General features: G+C 62.6%; 16 protein-coding genes. All 16 read right to left on the bottom strand.

All coding sequences use genetic code 11. The features are described from left to right. Position 1 precedes the first annotated feature (1 nt). Complete coding sequence (gene lysS / locus NUW13_12370; GenBank protein MCR4439811.1) at positions 2 to 1,531, bottom strand: lysine--tRNA ligase; 1,530 nt, start codon at positions 1,529 to 1,531, stop codon at positions 2 to 4. Then, on the bottom strand, positions 1,515 to 2,660 hold the full coding sequence (gene alr / locus NUW13_12375) for an alanine racemase (protein ID MCR4439812.1): 1,146 nt from the start codon (positions 2,658 to 2,660) through the stop codon (positions 1,515 to 1,517). The genes lysS and alr overlap by 17 nt, the downstream gene beginning before the upstream one ends. A 49-nt stretch (positions 2,661 to 2,709) precedes the next feature. Beyond that, on the bottom strand, positions 2,710 to 3,912 hold the full coding sequence (locus NUW13_12380) for an anion transporter (GenBank protein ID MCR4439813.1): 1,203 nt from the start codon (positions 3,910 to 3,912) through the stop codon (positions 2,710 to 2,712). A gap of 31 nt (positions 3,913 to 3,943) precedes the next feature. After that, positions 3,944 to 5,057, bottom strand: a protein-coding gene (gene prfB / locus NUW13_12385; protein MCR4439814.1) for a peptide chain release factor 2 whose coding sequence is annotated in 2 segments (ribosomal slippage) — positions 3,944 to 4,999 and positions 5,001 to 5,057 — 1,113 coding nt in all. Because the reading frame shifts where the segments join, the coding sequence is not laid out codon by codon here. Between the two features lie 548 nt (positions 5,058 to 5,605). Next, positions 5,606 to 5,755 (bottom strand): DUF5679 domain-containing protein, encoded by a 150-nt coding sequence (locus NUW13_12390; protein ID MCR4439815.1) that lies wholly within the window; start codon positions 5,753 to 5,755, stop codon positions 5,606 to 5,608. Between the two features lie 219 nt (positions 5,756 to 5,974). Then, complete coding sequence (locus NUW13_12395; protein ID MCR4439816.1) at positions 5,975 to 8,386, bottom strand: S49 family peptidase; 2,412 nt, start codon at positions 8,384 to 8,386, stop codon at positions 5,975 to 5,977. A gap of 49 nt (positions 8,387 to 8,435) precedes the next feature. Then, on the bottom strand, positions 8,436 to 9,698 hold the full coding sequence (locus tag NUW13_12400; GenBank protein MCR4439817.1) for a uroporphyrinogen decarboxylase family protein: 1,263 nt from the start codon (positions 9,696 to 9,698) through the stop codon (positions 8,436 to 8,438). Between the two features lie 34 nt (positions 9,699 to 9,732). Further along, entirely contained in the window at positions 9,733 to 11,748 is a 2,016-nt protein-coding gene (locus NUW13_12405; GenBank protein MCR4439818.1) for a hypothetical protein, read from the bottom strand. A 59-nt stretch (positions 11,749 to 11,807) separates the two neighbouring features. Next, positions 11,808 to 12,803, bottom strand: a complete 996-nt coding sequence (locus NUW13_12410; GenBank protein MCR4439819.1) for a hypothetical protein — start codon at positions 12,801 to 12,803, stop codon at positions 11,808 to 11,810. A gap of 134 nt (positions 12,804 to 12,937) precedes the next feature. Then, positions 12,938 to 13,612 (bottom strand): hypothetical protein, encoded by a 675-nt coding sequence (locus NUW13_12415; protein ID MCR4439820.1) that lies wholly within the window; start codon positions 13,610 to 13,612, stop codon positions 12,938 to 12,940. Between the two features lie 212 nt (positions 13,613 to 13,824). Beyond that, positions 13,825 to 14,286 carry a F0F1 ATP synthase subunit epsilon gene (locus NUW13_12420; GenBank protein ID MCR4439821.1) on the bottom strand — a complete coding sequence of 154 codons (462 nt, stop codon included), beginning with the start codon at positions 14,284 to 14,286 and terminating at the stop codon, positions 13,825 to 13,827. 6 nt (positions 14,287 to 14,292) lie between these two features. Next, positions 14,293 to 15,483, bottom strand: a complete 1,191-nt coding sequence (gene atpD, locus NUW13_12425) for a F0F1 ATP synthase subunit beta (GenBank protein MCR4439822.1) — start codon at positions 15,481 to 15,483, stop codon at positions 14,293 to 14,295. A gap of 11 nt (positions 15,484 to 15,494) precedes the next feature. Then, positions 15,495 to 16,004, bottom strand: a complete 510-nt coding sequence (atpF, locus tag NUW13_12430) for a F0F1 ATP synthase subunit B (GenBank protein ID MCR4439823.1) — start codon at positions 16,002 to 16,004, stop codon at positions 15,495 to 15,497. A 30-nt stretch (positions 16,005 to 16,034) separates the two neighbouring features. Beyond that, positions 16,035 to 16,265, bottom strand: coding sequence for an ATP synthase F0 subunit C (gene atpE, locus NUW13_12435; protein MCR4439824.1), 231 nt, complete (start codon positions 16,263 to 16,265; stop codon positions 16,035 to 16,037). Between the two features lie 24 nt (positions 16,266 to 16,289). Further along, positions 16,290 to 16,994, bottom strand: a complete 705-nt coding sequence (locus NUW13_12440; protein ID MCR4439825.1) for a F0F1 ATP synthase subunit A — start codon at positions 16,992 to 16,994, stop codon at positions 16,290 to 16,292. A gap of 68 nt (positions 16,995 to 17,062) precedes the next feature. Continuing rightward, on the bottom strand, positions 17,063 to 17,578 hold a 516-nt coding region (locus NUW13_12445), incomplete at its 5' end, for a transposase (protein ID MCR4439826.1).

Consider the following 17,578-nt stretch of genomic DNA (forward strand, 5'->3'; position numbering starts at 1 on the left):
CTCAGTGCTCCGGTCGCATGTGCGGGAAAAAGATCACATCCCGCAGCGAGTGCGCGTCTGTGAGAAGCATGACCAGGCGGTCGACGCCGATGCCCAGGCCGGCAGTAGGCGGCATCCCGTACTCCAGGGCTCGGATATAGTCCTGGTCCATGACTTGCGCTTCCTCCAGGCCCGCCTCGCGCAGGCGCATCTGCGCCTGAAAGCGGGCCGACTGGTCAATGGGGTCGTTCAACTCCGAGAAGGCGTTGCCGATCTCCTGCCCGGCGATGTAGGGTTCAAAGCGCTCCACCAACCGAGGATCGTCGCGGTGCTTCTTGGCCAGTGGGGAGAGCTCGATGGGGTAGTCCATGACGAAGGTCGGCTGGATGAGGTGGGGTTCCACAAATTGGCTAAACAGCTCATCGATGATTTTTCCCCTGTCCCAGAAGTGCTCCGCCTCCACCCCGAGCTCGGCGGCGATCCCCCGCAGTTCCTCCGCGCTCTTGTCGTACAGCTCCTTGCCGGTGTAGTGGCGCAGGGCGTCGAACATCTTCAGCCGGCGCCACGGCGGCTTGAGGTCGATGCGCTGCCCTTGATAGACCACGGTGGTGCTACCCGTGACCTCCTCGGCAATGGTGCTCACCATCTGCTCCACCAGCTCCATCATGAAGTAGTAGTCTTCGTAGGCCACGTAGAGCTCCATCATGGTGAACTCGGGGTTGTGCGAGCGATCCATCCCCTCGTTGCGAAAGTCCTTGCCGATCTCGTAGACCCCTTCAAAGCCGCCCACGATGAGCCGTTTCAGGTAGAGCTCGTCGGCGATGCGCAGGTAGAGCTTCATGTCCAGCGCGTTGTGGTGGGTGACGAACGGTCGCGCCGAGGCCCCGCCGTAGATGGGCTGCAAGATAGGCGTCTCCACTTCCAGATAGCCGCGCTCGTCCAAGAACTTGCGCATGGCGCGCACGATCTGCGTGCGCTTGATGAACACCTCGCGCACCTGCGGGTTCACCACCAGGTCCACGTAGCGCTGGCGGTAGCGGAGCTCCACATCGGCGAACTGGTCAAAGACCTGGCGCTGGCCATCGACCTCCCGCTCCTTGACCACCGGGAGCGGGCGCAGGCTTTTCGCCAGGAGCTGGAACTCTTTGACCAAGACCGTGATCTCGCCTGTCTTGGTGCGGAAGACCTGGCCTCTGACCCCGACAATATCGCCGATATCCACCAGATCAAACACCTGGTAAGCGGCCTCGCCGACCTGATCCACTCTGAGGTAAATCTGCATCTTGCCGGAAGCGTCGGCGATGTGCGCAAAGGCGGCTTTCCCCATCCGTCGCAGGGACATGACGCGCCCGGCCAGCGCCACCTCTTTGCCCTCGTAGCTGGGAAAATCGGCGAGTACCTGCTGGGCCACCGCGGTGCGGCGGAAATGGTAAGGGTAGGGGTTCACCGACAGCTCCGCCAACTTGGCAAGCTTCTGCCGGCGCACCCTCATCACTTCATTCAGCTCTACGGCAGCAGTTGTGACAACATTTTCCTCAGGCTCTTTGCTCATCTCCGTCACCATTGAGCGGGCCGCCGCGCGTGGAGACCCTTGGCACTCGCGCCGACACCCAGCAGGTCACCTCGTAGGGGATTGTCCCCAGCTTCTCGCAGATCCAATACACGCTCACTTCCTCATCGCCCTGGCGGCCAAAGAGCACGACCTCCTCGCCGGGCTGGACGTCGCTTTCCGGCCCAAGGTCCACCATAATCTGGTCCATGCACACTCTGCCGACCACCGGGTAGCGCCTGCCACGGATGAGCACTTCGCCACGGTTGGAGAGCAACCTGTTGTAGCCGTCGGCATAGCCCACAGGCAGCGTGGCGATGGTGGTCGGCCGTGGGGCGATGAACTGCCGTCCGTAGCTGATGCTGGTGCCCCGCGCGACCTTTTTCACCAAGAGGACCCTCGTCTTAAACGTCATCGCCGGACGCAGGGGCACGCTTTGACTGGTGTGGGGCGACGGATAGTAGCCGTACATCATCACTCCCGGCCGCACCATGTCAAAGTAGCTCTCCGGCATGTCCAAAATGGCGCCGCTGTTGGCGGCATGCTTTATCAAGCGCAGCCCCATGGCTTCTACCCCGTCCACTACTTGACGAAAGCGCGCCAGTTGCAGCTCGGCAAACGCCTTGTCTTTTTCGTCAGAAGTGGCAAGATGCGTGTACACCCCTTCCACGCGCAGCCCTGGTTGCGCGGTGAGCCAGCGGAGAAAGGAGAGCGCTTCGTCCCAGGCCACCCCGACGCGGCCCATGCCAGTGTCTATCTTCACGTGCACGGTGGCCGTCTTCCCCAACCGCCGAGCCACCCCGGCCAACGCCTCAGCCGCCTGGAGCGTGTAGACGGTAGCGGTGAGGTCATTTTCCACAAACAACGGCGCCTGTTCCGGGACTGTGCCGCCGAAGACCAGTATCGGCGCTTTCACCCCTCCGGCGCGAAGCTCCATCCCCTCTTCCACCAAGGCGACGCCCAGGTAACTTGCGCCGCTGGCCAGCGCGGTGGTCGCCACCTCCAGGGCGCCATGGCCGTAGGCATTGGCCTTGACCACGGCCATGATGCGCGCGGGCGCAACCTTGGCGCGAATCTGCCCCAGGTTGTACGCTATGGCCCCTAAGTCGATCACCGCACAGGTAGGCCGCACTCCCTCCTCGCCCGTTCGCGCTTCAGTCCGCCTGCTCAGAACACACCTTTCATGCCCACCGGGTCAACCAGATCACCCCCAGCGCCACCGTGAGCAGGGTGATCGGGACACCCGCCTTCAGGTACTCAGCAATGCTCAGCCGTACGCCCCGCGCCCGGGCGCTCTCGGCAACGATGAGGTTGGCCACCGAGCCGAGCAGGGTCAGGTTGCCCGCAAAGGTCGTGGCCATCGCCAGGGTCAACCACGCGACATTCGGCTCGGGCCAAGAAAAAGCTATGGGGCGCAGCAGCAGGACTGCCGGCACGTTCGACACTAAGTTGCTGAGCACCACCGCAACTGCGCTCAACGTGGCCAGGCCCCTGCCTGAGGCCAGCCTCCCAAGGTCGCCGTGCAGCCCGCTGACCACTAACACATTCACCGCGTGCGTGACCACAAAGAGGCTGGCAAAAAAGACCAACAGCGACCAGTCGAGCTCCGTGAACACCCGCGCCGGCTTTATGCGTCTGGTCACCAAGAGGGTCGATGCCGCGCCAAGCGCCGCAAGCGGCGTCGGCATGCCGGCAACCAGCGCTACCATCATGAGCCCAAAGGCGATGAGGCTCTTGATGAGCAGCGGCCGAGACGTCCGCACCTGGTAGCCGACCACCGGGTGGAACGAATTCTGCTTGAACTCCCGGCGGTAGACCAGCACCACTACCGCGTAGCACACCAGCAGGCCTGCCAGGGCCACAGGTGCCATCGCTGCTACAAAGCGGCCAAAGGAGATCTTAGACGCCATGCCGATGAGCATGTTCTGCGGATTGCCGATGATGGTCGCCGCCGACCCGACGTTGGCCGCCGTGGCCAGCGCCACCAAGTACGGCACCGGATCCCGCCGCAGCGACTTGAGGATCTCCACCAGCAACGGGGTGAACATGAGCACCACGGTGTCGTTGAGAAACACCGCGGACAATACCCCGGAGACGACGACAATGAGAAACAGAAGTTGCCGGGACGTCCGGGCGAAACCGACGACACGCGCAGAGACGATGCGAAAGAACCCGGCCAGGCGGAGGTTGATGTTCAGCACCATCATGGAAAACAAGAGCACGATGGTGCTCCAATCTACCGCCCGGTAAGCTTGCTCCAAGCTGGTCGCCCCCACCAGGGCGATGGTCGCGCGATTCATCCGCAGGCCCGGATAGCTGCCCAGCGCAACGCCGACCAGCGTAAGCCCCAGCGTCGCCACAGAAACCCAGTCTTGGAAAGCCATCTACTGCGCGCCGGCTCCTCTCACCCTTGGCTCACGCCGCCTTCCGGCCGTCGCGCTGCTGCAGCAGATAGGCCCGGATAAACTCGTCGATCTCCCCGTCCAGCACCGCTTGCGTATTGCTGGTCTCTACCCCGGTACGATGGTCCTTCACCAGGTTGTAGGGGTGAAGCACGTACGAGCGGATCTGATTGCCCCAGCCGATTTCCCGCTTGGTGCTCTCTATCTTCTCCAGGCGCTCCTGCTCTTCCTCCTTCTTCTTCTGGTACAGGCGCGCCATGAGGATCTTCATGGCAAAGTCCTTGTTGCGGTGCTGCGAGCGCTCGCTCTGACACTGCACCACAATGCCGGTAGGGATGTGGGTGATGCGCACCGCCGAGCTAGTCTTGTTCACGTGCTGACCGCCGGCGCCGCTGGCCCGGAACGTGTCGATGCGCAGGTCATTGGGGTCGATGTGGATCTCCACGTCGTTCTCCACCTCCGGGTAGACGAACACCGAGGCAAAGGAGGTGTGACGGCGATTGTTAAAGTCGAAAGGCGAAAGCCGCACCAGGCGATGGACACCTGCTTCCGCCTTCAGGTAGCCGTAGGCGTACTTGCCCTGCACTTCGATGGTCGCGCTCTTGATGCCCGCCTCCTCGCCAGGGAGCACGTCCATGACCACGCCGGTGAAGCCACGGCGCTCGATCCAGCGCAAGTACATGCGCATGAGCATCTGCGCCCAGTCCTGGCTTTCCGTTCCCCCTGCCCCGGGATGGATGGTGAGGATGGCGCTCTTCGCGTCGTCCTCCCCGGCAAGGATGGTCTCCAGCTCTATCTTTTCGATCGCCTGCTCCAGTTGGCGCAGCTCGCTGGCGACTTCCGCCTCCGCCTGGCTGTCTTGCTCTTCCTCTGCCAGCTGCGCCAACACCTCGATGTCCTCCAAGCGCTTGTTCAGGTCGTTCCAGGTCTGCACATCCTCGCGGAAGGAGCTCAGCGTGCGCATGAGCTCTTGTGCGCGCTCGCGATCATCCCAGAAGCCCGGCTGCTGCGTGGTCGCCTCAAGCTCAGGGATCTGCCGTTGCTTGTTATCCAGGTCAAAGACACCCCCGGAGCTGAAGCAACCGCTCGCGGAGGTTGGCAACTCTCTCTTCAAAATCGGCTAACATCTCTCCAATTTCCTCTGCTGCCCTTGTTTAAGCACCTGGAAATGTACAACAAATTCAAAAAACAATCAAGCCGAAACACCCGCAGTGTGGCGCCACAGGGGGCAGCTTTCCAGTGGTCCCTGCGCGGCCGGCGTGCATGGCGAAGGGGGAGGGTTTGGACAAGATTGACTTGGCTGCTTGTCATCCGGGAAGACGGCAGGTCACTGCGTGGGCACCTGCCCGTGGAGGGCCATGGCGGAGCCTCGCCGCCAGCCACAAGGAAACGCTCCTGCCTTGGGGTAGGTCGTGCATGGGCACCTTTAAGGCGCCACGGCGCAGGTGGGAGAGTGGGGAAACTCAAGAGCTACCTGCGGAGTCCGGCCGATGGACCATTGGCCGCGGGCTTTGCCGCAGCGCAGCCAGGCACTCCTTCCGGCCTCGTGGCCAGCACTCGCCATCGCAGGGGAGGCTCCTCGGCCGCTCTGGGTGAGAAGGGCGGACCGGACGGTCCGCCCTGGCTGTATTGACACCTGTGAGCAGCTCCTGAAAAGGGGGACTGGGTGGTGATGCTACTTCTTGGGCAGAATCTTGTACACTCCGGTCCCGCAGACGGGACATTTGCCCTTCAGGGCGGGGCAGCCGTTCTTCATCGTCACCGGCTGGGCGTTGGCGATGTCGACCATCTTCCGACACTTCACACAGAATGCCTTCTCTGCCACAGGGATCACCTCCTTCCGGATGTGGGGAGTGGGGCGCGCAACCAATAGCTAATGTAACGAATTCCCGGAGAAAGTCAAGCGAAATGTGCGGCACAGCGCATCTTTAACCACCCCTCCGATCAAGGGCCCTGCATCTGTCCCTGGGCCAGCCGGTGGGATGCCAAGGCGGCCTCTCCTGGCTGCCGTCCCGCTCGCCTGCAATACGCCGCCTCATAACACTCATCGCACCAGGTGCAGATCTGGAGGGAGCACAGGAAGCGGCTGACCAGGGAAGCGGGCGATGAGCCTGAGGTAGCGCAGCTCCTGCGGCGGAAGAATGTCCCTCGTCCCCAGCGGCGCCACCTTGGGCATGAGCACCTCCGGGTTTATCAACCCAGGGCGTGGCAGCTCAACCACCTCAATCCTGGCCCCCGCCGGCAGTTGCGCCCGTTGCCTGGCCAATTGCAGGGCGTCCTGAAGGCCACCCAGCTCGTCGACAAGGCCACGGCTCTTCGCCGCAGCGCCCGACCAGATACGCCCCTGGGCGATTTCCTCGACCGCATCCGGCTGTATGCGCCGGCCTTCGGCCACCTTGTTGACAAAGTCTCTGTACAGGGTGCGGATGAGCACCTCCAGCCGTTCTTGCTCCTGGAGAGTCGGTTTCCTGTCAGGAATCTCCACCCCAAGCAGGGGCAAGGTAATGCCGAAGCCAAGGTCCGCATGCTCGCCCACCTGCACGTGGTCGCTGGACATGCCAAGGCGTTCGCCCAAGCCCTTGTTCCACAGCCAACCGCCGATTACTCCGATGGAGCCGGTGATGGTTGCCGGGGTCGACACAATGGCATCGCCGTACATGGACAGCCAATATCCGCCTGACCCGGCGACGCTGCCCTGACTGACGATGACTGGCTTCTTCGCGCGACACTTCTTCATGGCCTCGGCAACCAGGTCCGAGGCGAGTGCATCCCCGCCGGGCGAGTCGACCCGCACCACCACCGCCTTCACGCGGCGCCGCTCGGCTATGCGCAGCAGGTCCTTCTCGAGCTTCCGCGCATTGATGCCTTGCTCCATGTCGCACTCGCCTATCGCATAGACCACCGCCACTTGCGGCCTGCTCCCCCACTCGGCTGGAGGATACTGGCGATTGGCCAGCTCTGCAGGCGCCAGTTTCTTCTTCTTCCCGCCGGCTACAGACACGAGGAGCTGGTCGACATCCTTCCACCTGCCGATGGTGTCCACCAGATGAGCGCGCATAGCCTGCTCCGGCAGGAAGACGCCCGCGTTGTTGATCAGCGAGTCGAAATAGGCCGGAGAAAAGCCCCGTGATGCCGCCACCTCGTCGCGCACGATGGCGTACTGGTCTTGGAGCCAGGCAAGCCTCTGCTCACGATCTGCCTCCGACATCTGCTCGCGGGAAAGTACCTCGGCGCCCGATTTGTACTTGAAGTACCGCCACTCCTCGTAACCGATTCCGAGCTTGTCGAGTGTCCCCTTCAGGAAAGTGCGGCCGGTCACGTACCCAAGGAGTGTCAACATCCCCTCGCGGTCCATGACCACCCAGTCGGCGACACTGGCCAGGTGGTACTCGGTCATGTCGCCGCGGTCGATGTAGGCGATGACCTTCTTGCCGGAACGCCGTACTTCGGCCAGTTGCCGGCGCAGCTCCCAGGCCAGCTGCGCAGTGACGTCCACTCCGGACAAGTTGACCGCCACAACTGCCACGCGGGGGTCTTCGGCGGCATCCTGAAGAGTGAAAAGAAGGTCGCTGAGCTTGTGCCCTGCCACATCCATGAGGCGCCGGCGCTGGTAGACCACCGCGCCCTTCAACTCCATGGGCAGCCAGCACTTGCCGCGCAAGAGGTGGGAATCGACGAAGTTAGGCGTGGCCTTGCCCACTCGCACGGTGTAAGCGAGGTCGTCAGGACCGGTGTCCTTAGGACTGCGGCGCTGCACGGCGAAACTAGCTTTGCCCAGACTCAGGCTCAATCCCACGGTGAAGGCGCCGTCGCGAAAGTAGCGGCCCACGACATAGATGCCGGTGACCGGCTGCAGGGCGCCCCCCACGCACCAACGCCCGTCCGCGACCCGTTGCCGCCCGCGAACGCTCCCGTCCGCAAAGAGGGTGAGCACGTCGGTGCCCAACGGGCGGAGCCCCACTTCGCAGCTCACCTCCTGGCGGTCCTGGTGCGGCGCATGCCATCCGGCCAGGCCCAAGGAGACGAAGCGCACCGGCCGCGCCAACAGGCCCCCGTACCACAACTGTCCCCCTCCGGTCTGCGACCAGCCGTAACCGGCACCGAAGGACAGGCCACCGCCACCTGCAGCAACTGCGGCATGGTAGGAGCGAACGTCCTTGTCCAAAGAGCGATCCTCCACCATTCCGAAGCCGAGGTGCGGCGCTGCCGTGAACAGCCCCCACTGATGCAACGCCCCCTCACGCCGGACGAACACCAACCGCAGCTCGGGGCCATGCACGTAGGACAAGACCGCCGGATTCACATAGCCGAGCAGTCCGTTGCCCAGCGCTCCCGGCGGCGCAGGCAGCATGGCGTCGTAGGCCTGGGCGAACGGAAGCGGCGCCTGCGCCGAAGCCGTAGAAGCCGACCAAAGGAGCGCCGTCGCCACGGACATGACTACCACGCGCGCTCTCATGGCACATCTCCTCTCGCTACTGGGACGACCACCTAGGTGACGCGCGACCCTAATGCTCGCCGTTGAACTCTTTGACTGCCTCAAACATAGCAACGATGTTCTGCACCGGCGTGTTGGCCTGAATATTGTGGACGGCATTGAACACGTACCCCCCGTCGCGCCCAAAGACTTCGCAGCGCCGCAGCACCTCCTCCCGTACCGCAGCCGGGGAGGCAAAGGGCAGCGTCTTCTGCGTGTCGACTCCCCCGCCCCAGAGCGCTATCCGGTCACCGTAGCGCCGTTTCAAGTGCACAGGGTCCATGCCCGCCGCCGAACATTGCACCGGGTTGAGGATGTCAAATCCGATCTCGAGAAACGCCTCGACAAACGGCTCCACCGCGCCGCAAGAATGCTTGAAGGTCTTCCAGGGCGTGTGCTGATGAATCCAGTCGTTGACGCGCTTGTAGTAGGGCGCATACAGCGAGCGAAAGGTGCCAATCGAACAGAAGCTGGACGTCTGAGTGCCAAAGTCCGTTCCGCAGACAAAGACCACATCCACCAGGTCTCCGACAATTGCGTGGATCTTCTCCAGGTTGGCCAGCGCAACCTCGGTCTGTTTTGCGAAAACCCGGTGCAGGTAGTCTTGTCGCGTGACCGTGGAGATATACCACTCCTCAATGTCGCGAATCCCCTTGGGGTATTTGAGGAAAGGGGCCGGCACCAAGGCGATGTCGCCGAAGGCAGTTCCTCCGAAGCTTGCCACCACCGCCCGCGAGCGCCCACTCAGACGCCGCACTTCGGCCCGATAGTGGTCCACGTCCTGCGCAGACAGAGGCACGAACTCCTCGAGGTTGTCCTCGGGATTGAGCTCCGTCTCCACGATGGGCGGCTGGCGAACAATGGTGTCGAAGAAGTACCCGCCTACTGGCATGCGTCCACTGGGCGGCGCAGTGGTATCCCCTTCGGGATAGATGAGCAAATCCCCATTCTGGTCCACGGTTGTACGAAAGTGTTCGGAGACGAGCACGATCTGGCCCCACGGGAGGCGGAACTCGTGCCAGTTCTCATTGGGAAAGCCGAACATGGTCGTGCGCGAATACAGGCCCTCCACGTCGATGCCCAGCGCCTGCTGCAGGTCGTCATCGATCCACCCGAGCATCTGGTAGGGCTCATGCACCTTGACCGGCCGCTTCTCGAGTCCGTAGTACTCGCGCAGCGCCGCCACGCAGGTGACGTGCATCCCCGTCACCGCCGTGCTGCCAAAGTCGATGGGCACCTTGTCGGGCGCGCGGTGAGCCAAGGCCGTGCGCACCCGCTCCCTGCTGGTCATAATCTCGACCCTCCCTGTCCCTGAGCACAGCCGCACGTTACGGAACAACCGCTTCCACGTGGATATCTCCGTCTGGGTAGGCCAGAACGGCCTCGCGGGGGCCGGAACGCAGCAAGCGGCCGTCGGTGCGGAAGGCACTTTGCGCCGGCGATTCGGCCCTCTTGATGTCCAGGCGGAGGCGTGCGCCGCGCAAGGCAAACTCGCCTTCGATGTGGTCTATGCCAGGCAGCAGCCTTGGGCGAAGAGATAAGCTGCTGCCCCCAAGCCGCAGGCCGACGATGTGCTGCACCAAGAGGAGGAGCATCTCTGCCCACGTCCATGGGATAATCCCCACTTGCGGGCAAGGTGGCGATGGGCGCGGGCCGTAGAATTCGAACCAGGCGCCAGGTGTGCCCCCAGGGATCCAGTCCAGCCAGCGCAGGACACGCCACACTTTCTCGCCATCTCCGACCTCCACGTAGGCGCGCGCCACGAACAGCGATGCAAAGGGCCATGGGCCTGGAGAATCTGGCTCCGAGGAGACGTGGTAGCGGCCGTAGCCGCCGATCTCCCACGCCTGATTCCACAACTCCTCCATGCTCGCCAGCGTGCCCTTGGCCACGGGCGAGGCGGGGTCCACCATGCCCAGGGCTATCGGGAGCACACAGGAAGTGTCCGGGTCAAGGAAGTGGGGCCCAGGGCCAGCCAGCGGCACGCTCGGATGAAGCTGAGCCTCGGCAGTGGGAGTGATGCTCTCCTGGACGCGACCGTCCAGCCCCCGCCTCTTGATAAGCCGACCCTTGTCCACCAAGCTGTGCGTGGCGTGATGCAGCGCCGCCTCCCACAGCGTCTCCGCTTCCTGCCGCCACTTCTTCGCGTGGGCCATATGCCCCAGTGCCTCGGCCAGCTCGGTCGCAGCACGCAAGCCGACAGACGCGTAGAGCTGATGCGCAAGCTCTATGCCTGGCTGGATCCCGTAGAGCCGGTGGCGCTCCCAGAATTCCCGGCAGTTTGTCAACAAACCCGATTGCGGATGGCGAAACACAGGGCGCAAGGGGAATTCCGCTACCGCCACCACACGCGGCCACAGACGGTTGGCCAGGCTGAGATCGCCCGTCCAATGCCAGTAGGATGCCAGCGCAGAGAGCAGCACCCCTCCCTGGTCAAGCTCCACCTCGTCCGGGCTGCGGCGCACGCTGGAGTCCACGGTGTCGCCCTCTGCGGTCACAAACTCCGCAAAGAGGCGCTCCAGCATGGTGCGCGCCCTTGCCGGCTGTCCTGCCAAAAGGAACCCGTGCGCCACAATGGCCTGGTCCCGCACCCATTCCCGGTTGTACTGCCAGATGCTGCCATCCATGCGGCCGGAGGCAGAAAGGGCCGCCGGCAGCTGCACCCGTGCCGCGTTGAAAAAGTGCTCCAAAAGCTCGTGGCCGAAACGGAGGCTCACACCGGTTGCAGAGCTGTCCGCCGACCTCGCAGAACGCAGGTCTACGGGAAATTCTCGCTCTAACCTCACCTGGCCGTTCTCGAGACGATAGCAGAATGAGTGGGCCACGGCCCCGTCTGCTCCAGGACGAAGCTCCTTGCGTACGCGCTGGTCGCGCAGCCCGGTGTGGAGGGTCACGCCCTTGGCCTCCTCAGGGAGATGGATGACCACCTCCCGCAGCAGGAGAGGCTGTTCGGGCAGCGGGCACGAGAAGAATTCGCTCACCTGGGCGCTGCCGGCCTGCCAGGTTGCCTCCACGGCCGGCGCACCATGGCGGCTGCTCCACCGCACCTGCAGGCCGGAGCCGGACGCGGTGTAGGTGCCTTCGCCAAGTTCCACCTTGAGCATAGTGGCCTCGAGCCCGGTCTGGCTGTCGAAGCTGAGCGCCTCACGCTTCTTGCCGAGGCGCTCCGGATCCATGATCAACAGGCCCAGTGGCGTGCCCTCGCCAGCCGGTGAGACTTGCACGGCCGCCTGTATCCGCCCGTTGCCCAGAAAGAAATAGTACCCGTCGCGCAGCCTGGTACGCACATCCGGATGCCCCTGGGAAGGATCGTCCTCGTACAGATGCTCTTTGAAATCAATCATGCCACCTCCATGGGAGGGATGCCCAATACGCAGCTGCCGTCAACTCCACACATGTCCTCTCACAGAACGAAGGGCTGCAACTGCGCGCCGCTCACCACCTGGTCGATCCAAGGCAACGGCGCCGACCAGTCCAAGATGCCCAGGAAAAGACGAAAGCCGCCCGAGCAGTGCCCTTTGCCCAGGCGAAAGAACGTGACCAGCCACAGTGGATCGTGCCTGCACACCACCTCCATGCCGGTGATGCCGCTGGCCACGGGCCGCGGCTGCTGCGTGGGCCAGGACCACGGGGTATCGGAAACCACGTACGCCCAATGCTCCACGTGACCACCAAAGAAGAGGTAGTAGCGTCCCCCCATTTCCTGCACGTTGCTGGACTCGCAAGGGGTCAAGTCCGGCGCGATGTAGCATGGCCCGCAATCCTGCCAATCGACGAGGTTGCGCGAGGTGGCAAGGGCAACGCAGGCCCGCCCCTGTTTGGTCACGGCGGTGTAGTAGAGCAAGAATTGCTCGTCTACTCGCAGCACGTGGGGGTCGCGGCATGAGGCCCCGCCCTGCGTGGGACAGAAGGCCCAGCCGTACTCCTCCGGTCGGATAACGGGGCGGTCGCCCACGCGTTCCCACGTGAACAAGTCATCAGAGACCGCGAGGCCAATGCGCTGCGTATTGTCCACGCTACAGCCGGCGTACAGCATCCAAAAGCGCCCTTCGTGAGCCACCACAAAGGGGGCGATCACGTGGCCGCCATCCCAGCAGCCTGGGCGCACGTAAAGACAGGGCTCGTGGGTCTGCCACTGCAGAAAGTCAGCCGTAGTGGCATGGCCAATCCAGAGTTCATTTCCTGGAAGACAGCAGCTCACATCTGGCGTGCCGGCGATGTGGAAGAGGTGGTACAAGCCTCCGGCCTTGATCAGGCAGTGGTCCTTGAGATAGAAACCTTTGGGCGCATACCCGACCGTGAGCCAGTCTTCCTGGTAGGTATTGAACTCGCGCAGCGCGTCGAGGTAGCACTGGTAGTCGAGGTTGGGAATGGCTGGGGGGTTCGTCTCTATCTGCATCCGTCTGGCACCGCTCTTCACAGGTCCAGAAGCTTTGTGACACTTCGAAGTTTTGGGAGAGCAGCCAAAAGATGAAAGAGCGCGTACAGCTCCAGTGCGAAAGGTAGATAGCCGAGATACCCAGGCAGGGCATCTCAAAAAGGCGCCTGGCGCCAACCAACGGCACCCGGTAGACCCACTTGGGGTAGGAGTAGTAGCTCCACATCTCCCAGAAGAAGGCGCACAGCATCACGCCGCCCCACAAGGCCCACACCGGCCGCCAGTTTCCGGCCGCGACGCTGGCGACAAGCGATGGCCGGCCAGACCAGGCGTTGAGCGGGTCCAGGATAAAAAAACAGAGACAACCACACCAAAGGGAAAAAGTAGTTTGGCCAGGCCAGCAGCAAGGCGAGCATGAGGCAACCGCCTGCAATGCTCAAAACGAGCACCCCCTTGCCGATGCGGCTTTGCGCCGGCGCATTCTTAGTCGCGGGCAGGGCACAGCCCACCCACTCGGCACTGGTGAACGCCGCCGGCATCACGGTGGAAAAGCTGAGCGAGGCGAGGATGGCATACATCACGTCCGAAACCCGCTCGCGACCGAGGTAGAACCAGTTCTGGGTACGCAGGTCGATGAGCTCGAAGAGCCACCAGGCCACCACTGAAAAGAGAAAGAGCCAACCGTACGCCCATCTGCCGCGTGTGAGGGGCGAATTCCCTTTGCAAAGAACCACCAGACCATCCCCCGCTAAGCAATAACCCAGCCATAAGGGGAAGAAGAGTAGGTGCGTGCGCATCCCGCGCAGGGACCAGTTTAAGGGCCACGCCACAGCAACCAGTCCTATGCCCAGCCAAAAGTGGGAGGGCAGGCGATGCAGCCACCCCCTCGAAGCGGAGAAACATCCCTTGCTATGCACGCATCTCCTCCTGGGGTTCGTGGCGCGGTACTTAGCAGCGAGCGGGGAGACAACGCCCGAGCACTGTTCGTCCGCGATGGGGCGCCCGCCTTGGCTGCGCAGTGCCCTCTGCAGGGCCTTCTGCCTCAGGTGCGGTCATCCAAGGGAGGAGGGCCGCTCTCAGTGCCTGGCCCGCGGCGACGGCGCCGACCGCTCTGGGCCACCTTCAGACGGACGATGGCCCGGTGCAGGGCGGCCTCGGCCCGCGCAAAATCCACCTGCTCCTGGGTGCGCCCCTGCAGGCGAGCCTCGGCGCGGCGCCGTGCCGCCAAGGCGCGCTCGATGTCGATCTCCTCGGCCCGCTCGGCGCTATCTGCCAGCACGGTGACGCCATCGGGCAGAACCTCCATGAAACCGCCACCAATGGCAAAGATTTCCTCTTCTGCCCCTCGCTTGACGCGGAGCTCCCCGGGCACCAAGGCAGTGATGAGCGGCACATGATGCGGCAGTATCCCCAGTACGCCATCGATGCCAGGGGCGATCACCATGTCCACCTCGCCGGAGTAGGGGACGCGCTCCTGGGTGACAATGTCAAGTCGCAACGGCATGGCAGCCTACACGCGCATGCTTCTGCCTACTTCAATGGCTTCATCGATGGTGCCCACCATGTAGAAGGCCTGTTCCGGAAGGTCGTCCAGTTGCCCTTCTAAGATCATCTTGAAGCCGCGCACCGTCTCCTGTACCGGCACGTAGCGCCCTTCGCGGCCGGTAAACTGCGAGGCGACAAACATCGGCTGGGAGAAGAAACGCTGCATCTTGCGCGCCCTGGACACCACCAGCTTGTCTTCCTCGCTCAATTCGTCGATGCCCAAGATGGCGATGATATCTTGCAGGTCTTTGTAGCGCTGCAGCACCTGTTGCACCCCGCGCGCGACCCGATAGTGCTCCTCACCCACGATGCGTGGGTCCAGAATCCTGCTTGTCGAGGCGAGCGGGTCCACTGCCGGATAGAGCCCTTGCTCGGCAATGGAGCGCTCCAAGGAGATGGTTGCGTCCAGGTGGGCGAAGGTGGTGACCGGCGCCGGGTCGGTGTAGTCGTCGGCAGGCACGTACACCGCCTGCATCGAGGTAATGGAGCCGCGCTTGGTGGAGGTGATGCGCTCCTGCAGCTCGCCCATCTCGGTGCCCAAGGTGGGTTGGTAGCCGACGGCGCTGGGCAGGCGGCCCAGGAGCGCCGAAACCTCTGAGCCGCTCATCACGAAGCGGTAGATGTTGTCGATGAACAGCAGGACGTCGCGCCCCTGGTCGCGGAAGTACTCCGCCATGGTCAGGCCGGTCGGCCCCACGCGCAGGCGCACGCCAGGCGGCTCATTCATCTGCCCGAAGACCATCACCGTCTTGTCCAGCACCCCCATCTGCTTCATTTCGTGCCAGAACTGCGTCCCCTCGCGGGTGCGCTCCCCCACGCCGGCGAACACCGAGAAGCCGCCGTGCTCCTTGGCCAAGCTGAACATGAGCTCGGCAATAATCACCGTCTTGCCGACGCCCGCGCCACCGAACACGCCGGTCTTGCCGCCTTTGGTGAACGGCGCCACCAAGTCGATGACCTTCAATCCCGTTTCGAAGAGCTCGGCCTGCGTGACCTGTTCCTCGAATGACGGGGCCGGCCGGTGGATGGGATAATACTGCTCTGCCTCCACCGGGCCGGCATTGTCGATGGGCTTGCCGAGCACGTTGACCATGCGGCCTAAGGTCTTGGGGCCCACCGGCACCATGATGGGCCCACCGGTATCCACCACGCGCATGCCCCCGCGCCTCACGCAAGTCCTCCGTTCTGCTCCAGGAACTGCCGGATGAGACGCCGCTGCGTCTTTTCGTCAACGGCCACCGTGTTGCGCAGCGTCTTGGGCGTCAGCTCCACGGCCAAATCGACTACCTGCTGGTGGAGATCCGCGACCAGTTGCTGTCGCTCTAACTCGATCTGTTGGCGTGCCTGCTGGCGGATCTCCTCCGCTTCGCGGCGCGCCTCGGCAAGGATGGACTCGCGCAGCTTCTCGGTCTCCTGGGCGATGCGCTTGGCTGCCTCCTGCGAGGCCTGGCGCGCCTGCTCTAACTCCCGCTGGAAGGCGACCCTTTGCACCTCTGCCTCCTCCTTGACCTTGTCGGCCTGGGCCAGCGACTCGCCGATCTTCTCCCGCCGCTCGCTCAGCATCTTGAGCACCGGCCGATACAGCAGCACACGAAGCACCAGAAGCAGCAGGACAAAATTGATCAGGTAGGCGATGAGGAGCGCAGGATCAATCCCCAGGGGTCTCAGTGCGTCCAAGAAGCAGCCCTCCTGTCAAGGCGTGCGCTTTCAGACCACAAACAAAAGGATCAAGGCCACCACCAGGGCATAAATGGCAATTGCCTCGGCAAAGGCGATGCCGATAAACATGCTCGTCTGAATCCGCGAGGTGGCCTCGGGATTGCGCCCAATGGATTGCAACGCGCCGAAAGTCAAGACGCCCATAGCGATACTGGGGCCGAAGGCTCCCAGACCTATGGCCAAACCCGCGGCAGGCAGCTTCATGGTCGAAGCATCCATAGTCCGTGCTACCTCCGTTTTCGTTCACTGCGTCTCGTGCTCTTTCCCCTCCTGGCCGTGGGCAGTAGTCGCAACAGTGAAAAACGCCAATGTCAGTATATAGAAAATGAAGGCCTGGATCAGCCCCACGAAGACTTCAAGCCCCAAGAAAGGCAACGTCAGCACCAGCGGCACCAGCGAAGCGAGCACCAGGAGCATCACCTCGCCGGCGAAGATGTTGCCAAAGAGTCGGAAGGAGAAGGAGATGACCTTGGCGACCTCGCTGATGGCCTCCAGAATCCCCACCATAAAGTCGATGGCCCCAAAGGCAACGGCTGCCAGCCGCGCGCGGACAGACTGGCGCTGGCCCCCAGGCGAGGGGTGCAGCGCCTTCGCCAGCACCCTCACGTTGAAGAACTTGGCAAAATAGCGAGGCCCAAGGGCCACGACCCCGAACACCTGCGTCATGAACACCGACAGCAGTGCCAAGGCAAAGTTGTTGTTCAAGTCGGTGCTGGGCGAGCGGAAAAGGGGGATGATGACCTTCTCGGCCGCATGGTCCTTGCTCAGCTCGGCGACGGCCTCCACCGCTCCCTGTGCGTGCGCAGCGGCCGACTGCGCCGCGTGCTCTTCCACTACGCCAAAGGCACTGAGCCCGGGCAATAGGCCGAACCAGTTGGAGACCAGAACGTACAGGAAGATGATCGCCACGATGGCAAAAAAGCGCGGCGTCCACTGATAGTGTATCATCTATTCAGGCTTTTTCTTTGAGGAAGCAGGTCATCTACCTTATGTTAGTCTTCCGGTCTTTCTTCTCTTTAGTTTACCACAGCCTTAAGCCAATCTTCCTTTGCTATTCTGGCATTTTCTTTGGCTAGCCAGATTCTCAAGAAGTTAGCAGCTCCCATAGGAGACTTGAAGCCATCCATAGGTCTAGTGCGCCTCCGGTACTCCTTTATACCCCTCTCCAAAGGTGACGTTGTCTTTGGCTCTTTAGTTTCCAGTCTCATTTTGGCTACCTGAACAGCCTGTTTCACTTTGTCCCAGTCATTAGGAAATAGTTCCCTTGTCTTAAGGAAGACATTGCGGAGTTGATGCCAGGCACATAGGCGACTTTTAGCTTTAGGCAAGATAAAGCCTAAGGCAGTGGCGATAGCCTGGTCACCATCGTGGATAACCAGTAACCCCCGTCCGCTATTAGGAATCTCTAAAGCTTCAAGAAGGCTTATCCAAGAAGCTTGACTCTTATCTGGAGATAAAGCTGCGCCAAGATAAGCTCTTCGGCCACCCTTGCCTTCACCTAAGGCTAAAAGGTTCCAGTAAGGCTTACCTTT

The sequence above is a fragment of the candidate division KSB1 bacterium genome (assembly GCA_024655945.1).
Classification (GTDB): Bacteria; Zhuqueibacterota; Zhuqueibacteria; order JANLFK01; family Oleimicrobiaceae; genus Oleimicrobium.

Excerpts from the sequence above, each read along its gene's own strand:
- NUW13_12440 (MCR4439825.1), bottom strand. The coding sequence starts at position 16,994 with ATGATACACTATCAGTGGACGCCGCGCTTTTTTGCCATCGTGGCGATC.
- lysS (MCR4439811.1), bottom strand. The coding sequence starts at position 1,531 with ATGAGCAAAGAGCCTGAGGAAAATGTTGTCACAACTGCTGCCGTAGAG.
- atpD (MCR4439822.1), bottom strand. The coding sequence starts at position 15,483 with ATGCGCGTGGTGGATACCGGTGGGCCCATCATGGTGCCGGTGGGCCCC.
- NUW13_12405 (MCR4439818.1), bottom strand. The coding sequence starts at position 11,748 with ATGATTGATTTCAAAGAGCATCTGTACGAGGACGATCCTTCCCAGGGG.
- NUW13_12410 (MCR4439819.1), bottom strand. The coding sequence starts at position 12,803 with ATGCAGATAGAGACGAACCCCCCAGCCATTCCCAACCTCGACTACCAG.
- NUW13_12420 (MCR4439821.1), bottom strand. The coding sequence starts at position 14,286 with ATGCCGTTGCGACTTGACATTGTCACCCAGGAGCGCGTCCCCTACTCC.
- atpE (MCR4439824.1), bottom strand. The coding sequence starts at position 16,265 with ATGGATGCTTCGACCATGAAGCTGCCTGCCGCGGGTTTGGCCATAGGT.
- NUW13_12380 (MCR4439813.1), bottom strand. The coding sequence starts at position 3,912 with ATGGCTTTCCAAGACTGGGTTTCTGTGGCGACGCTGGGGCTTACGCTG.
- NUW13_12395 (MCR4439816.1), bottom strand. The coding sequence starts at position 8,386 with ATGAGAGCGCGCGTGGTAGTCATGTCCGTGGCGACGGCGCTCCTTTGG.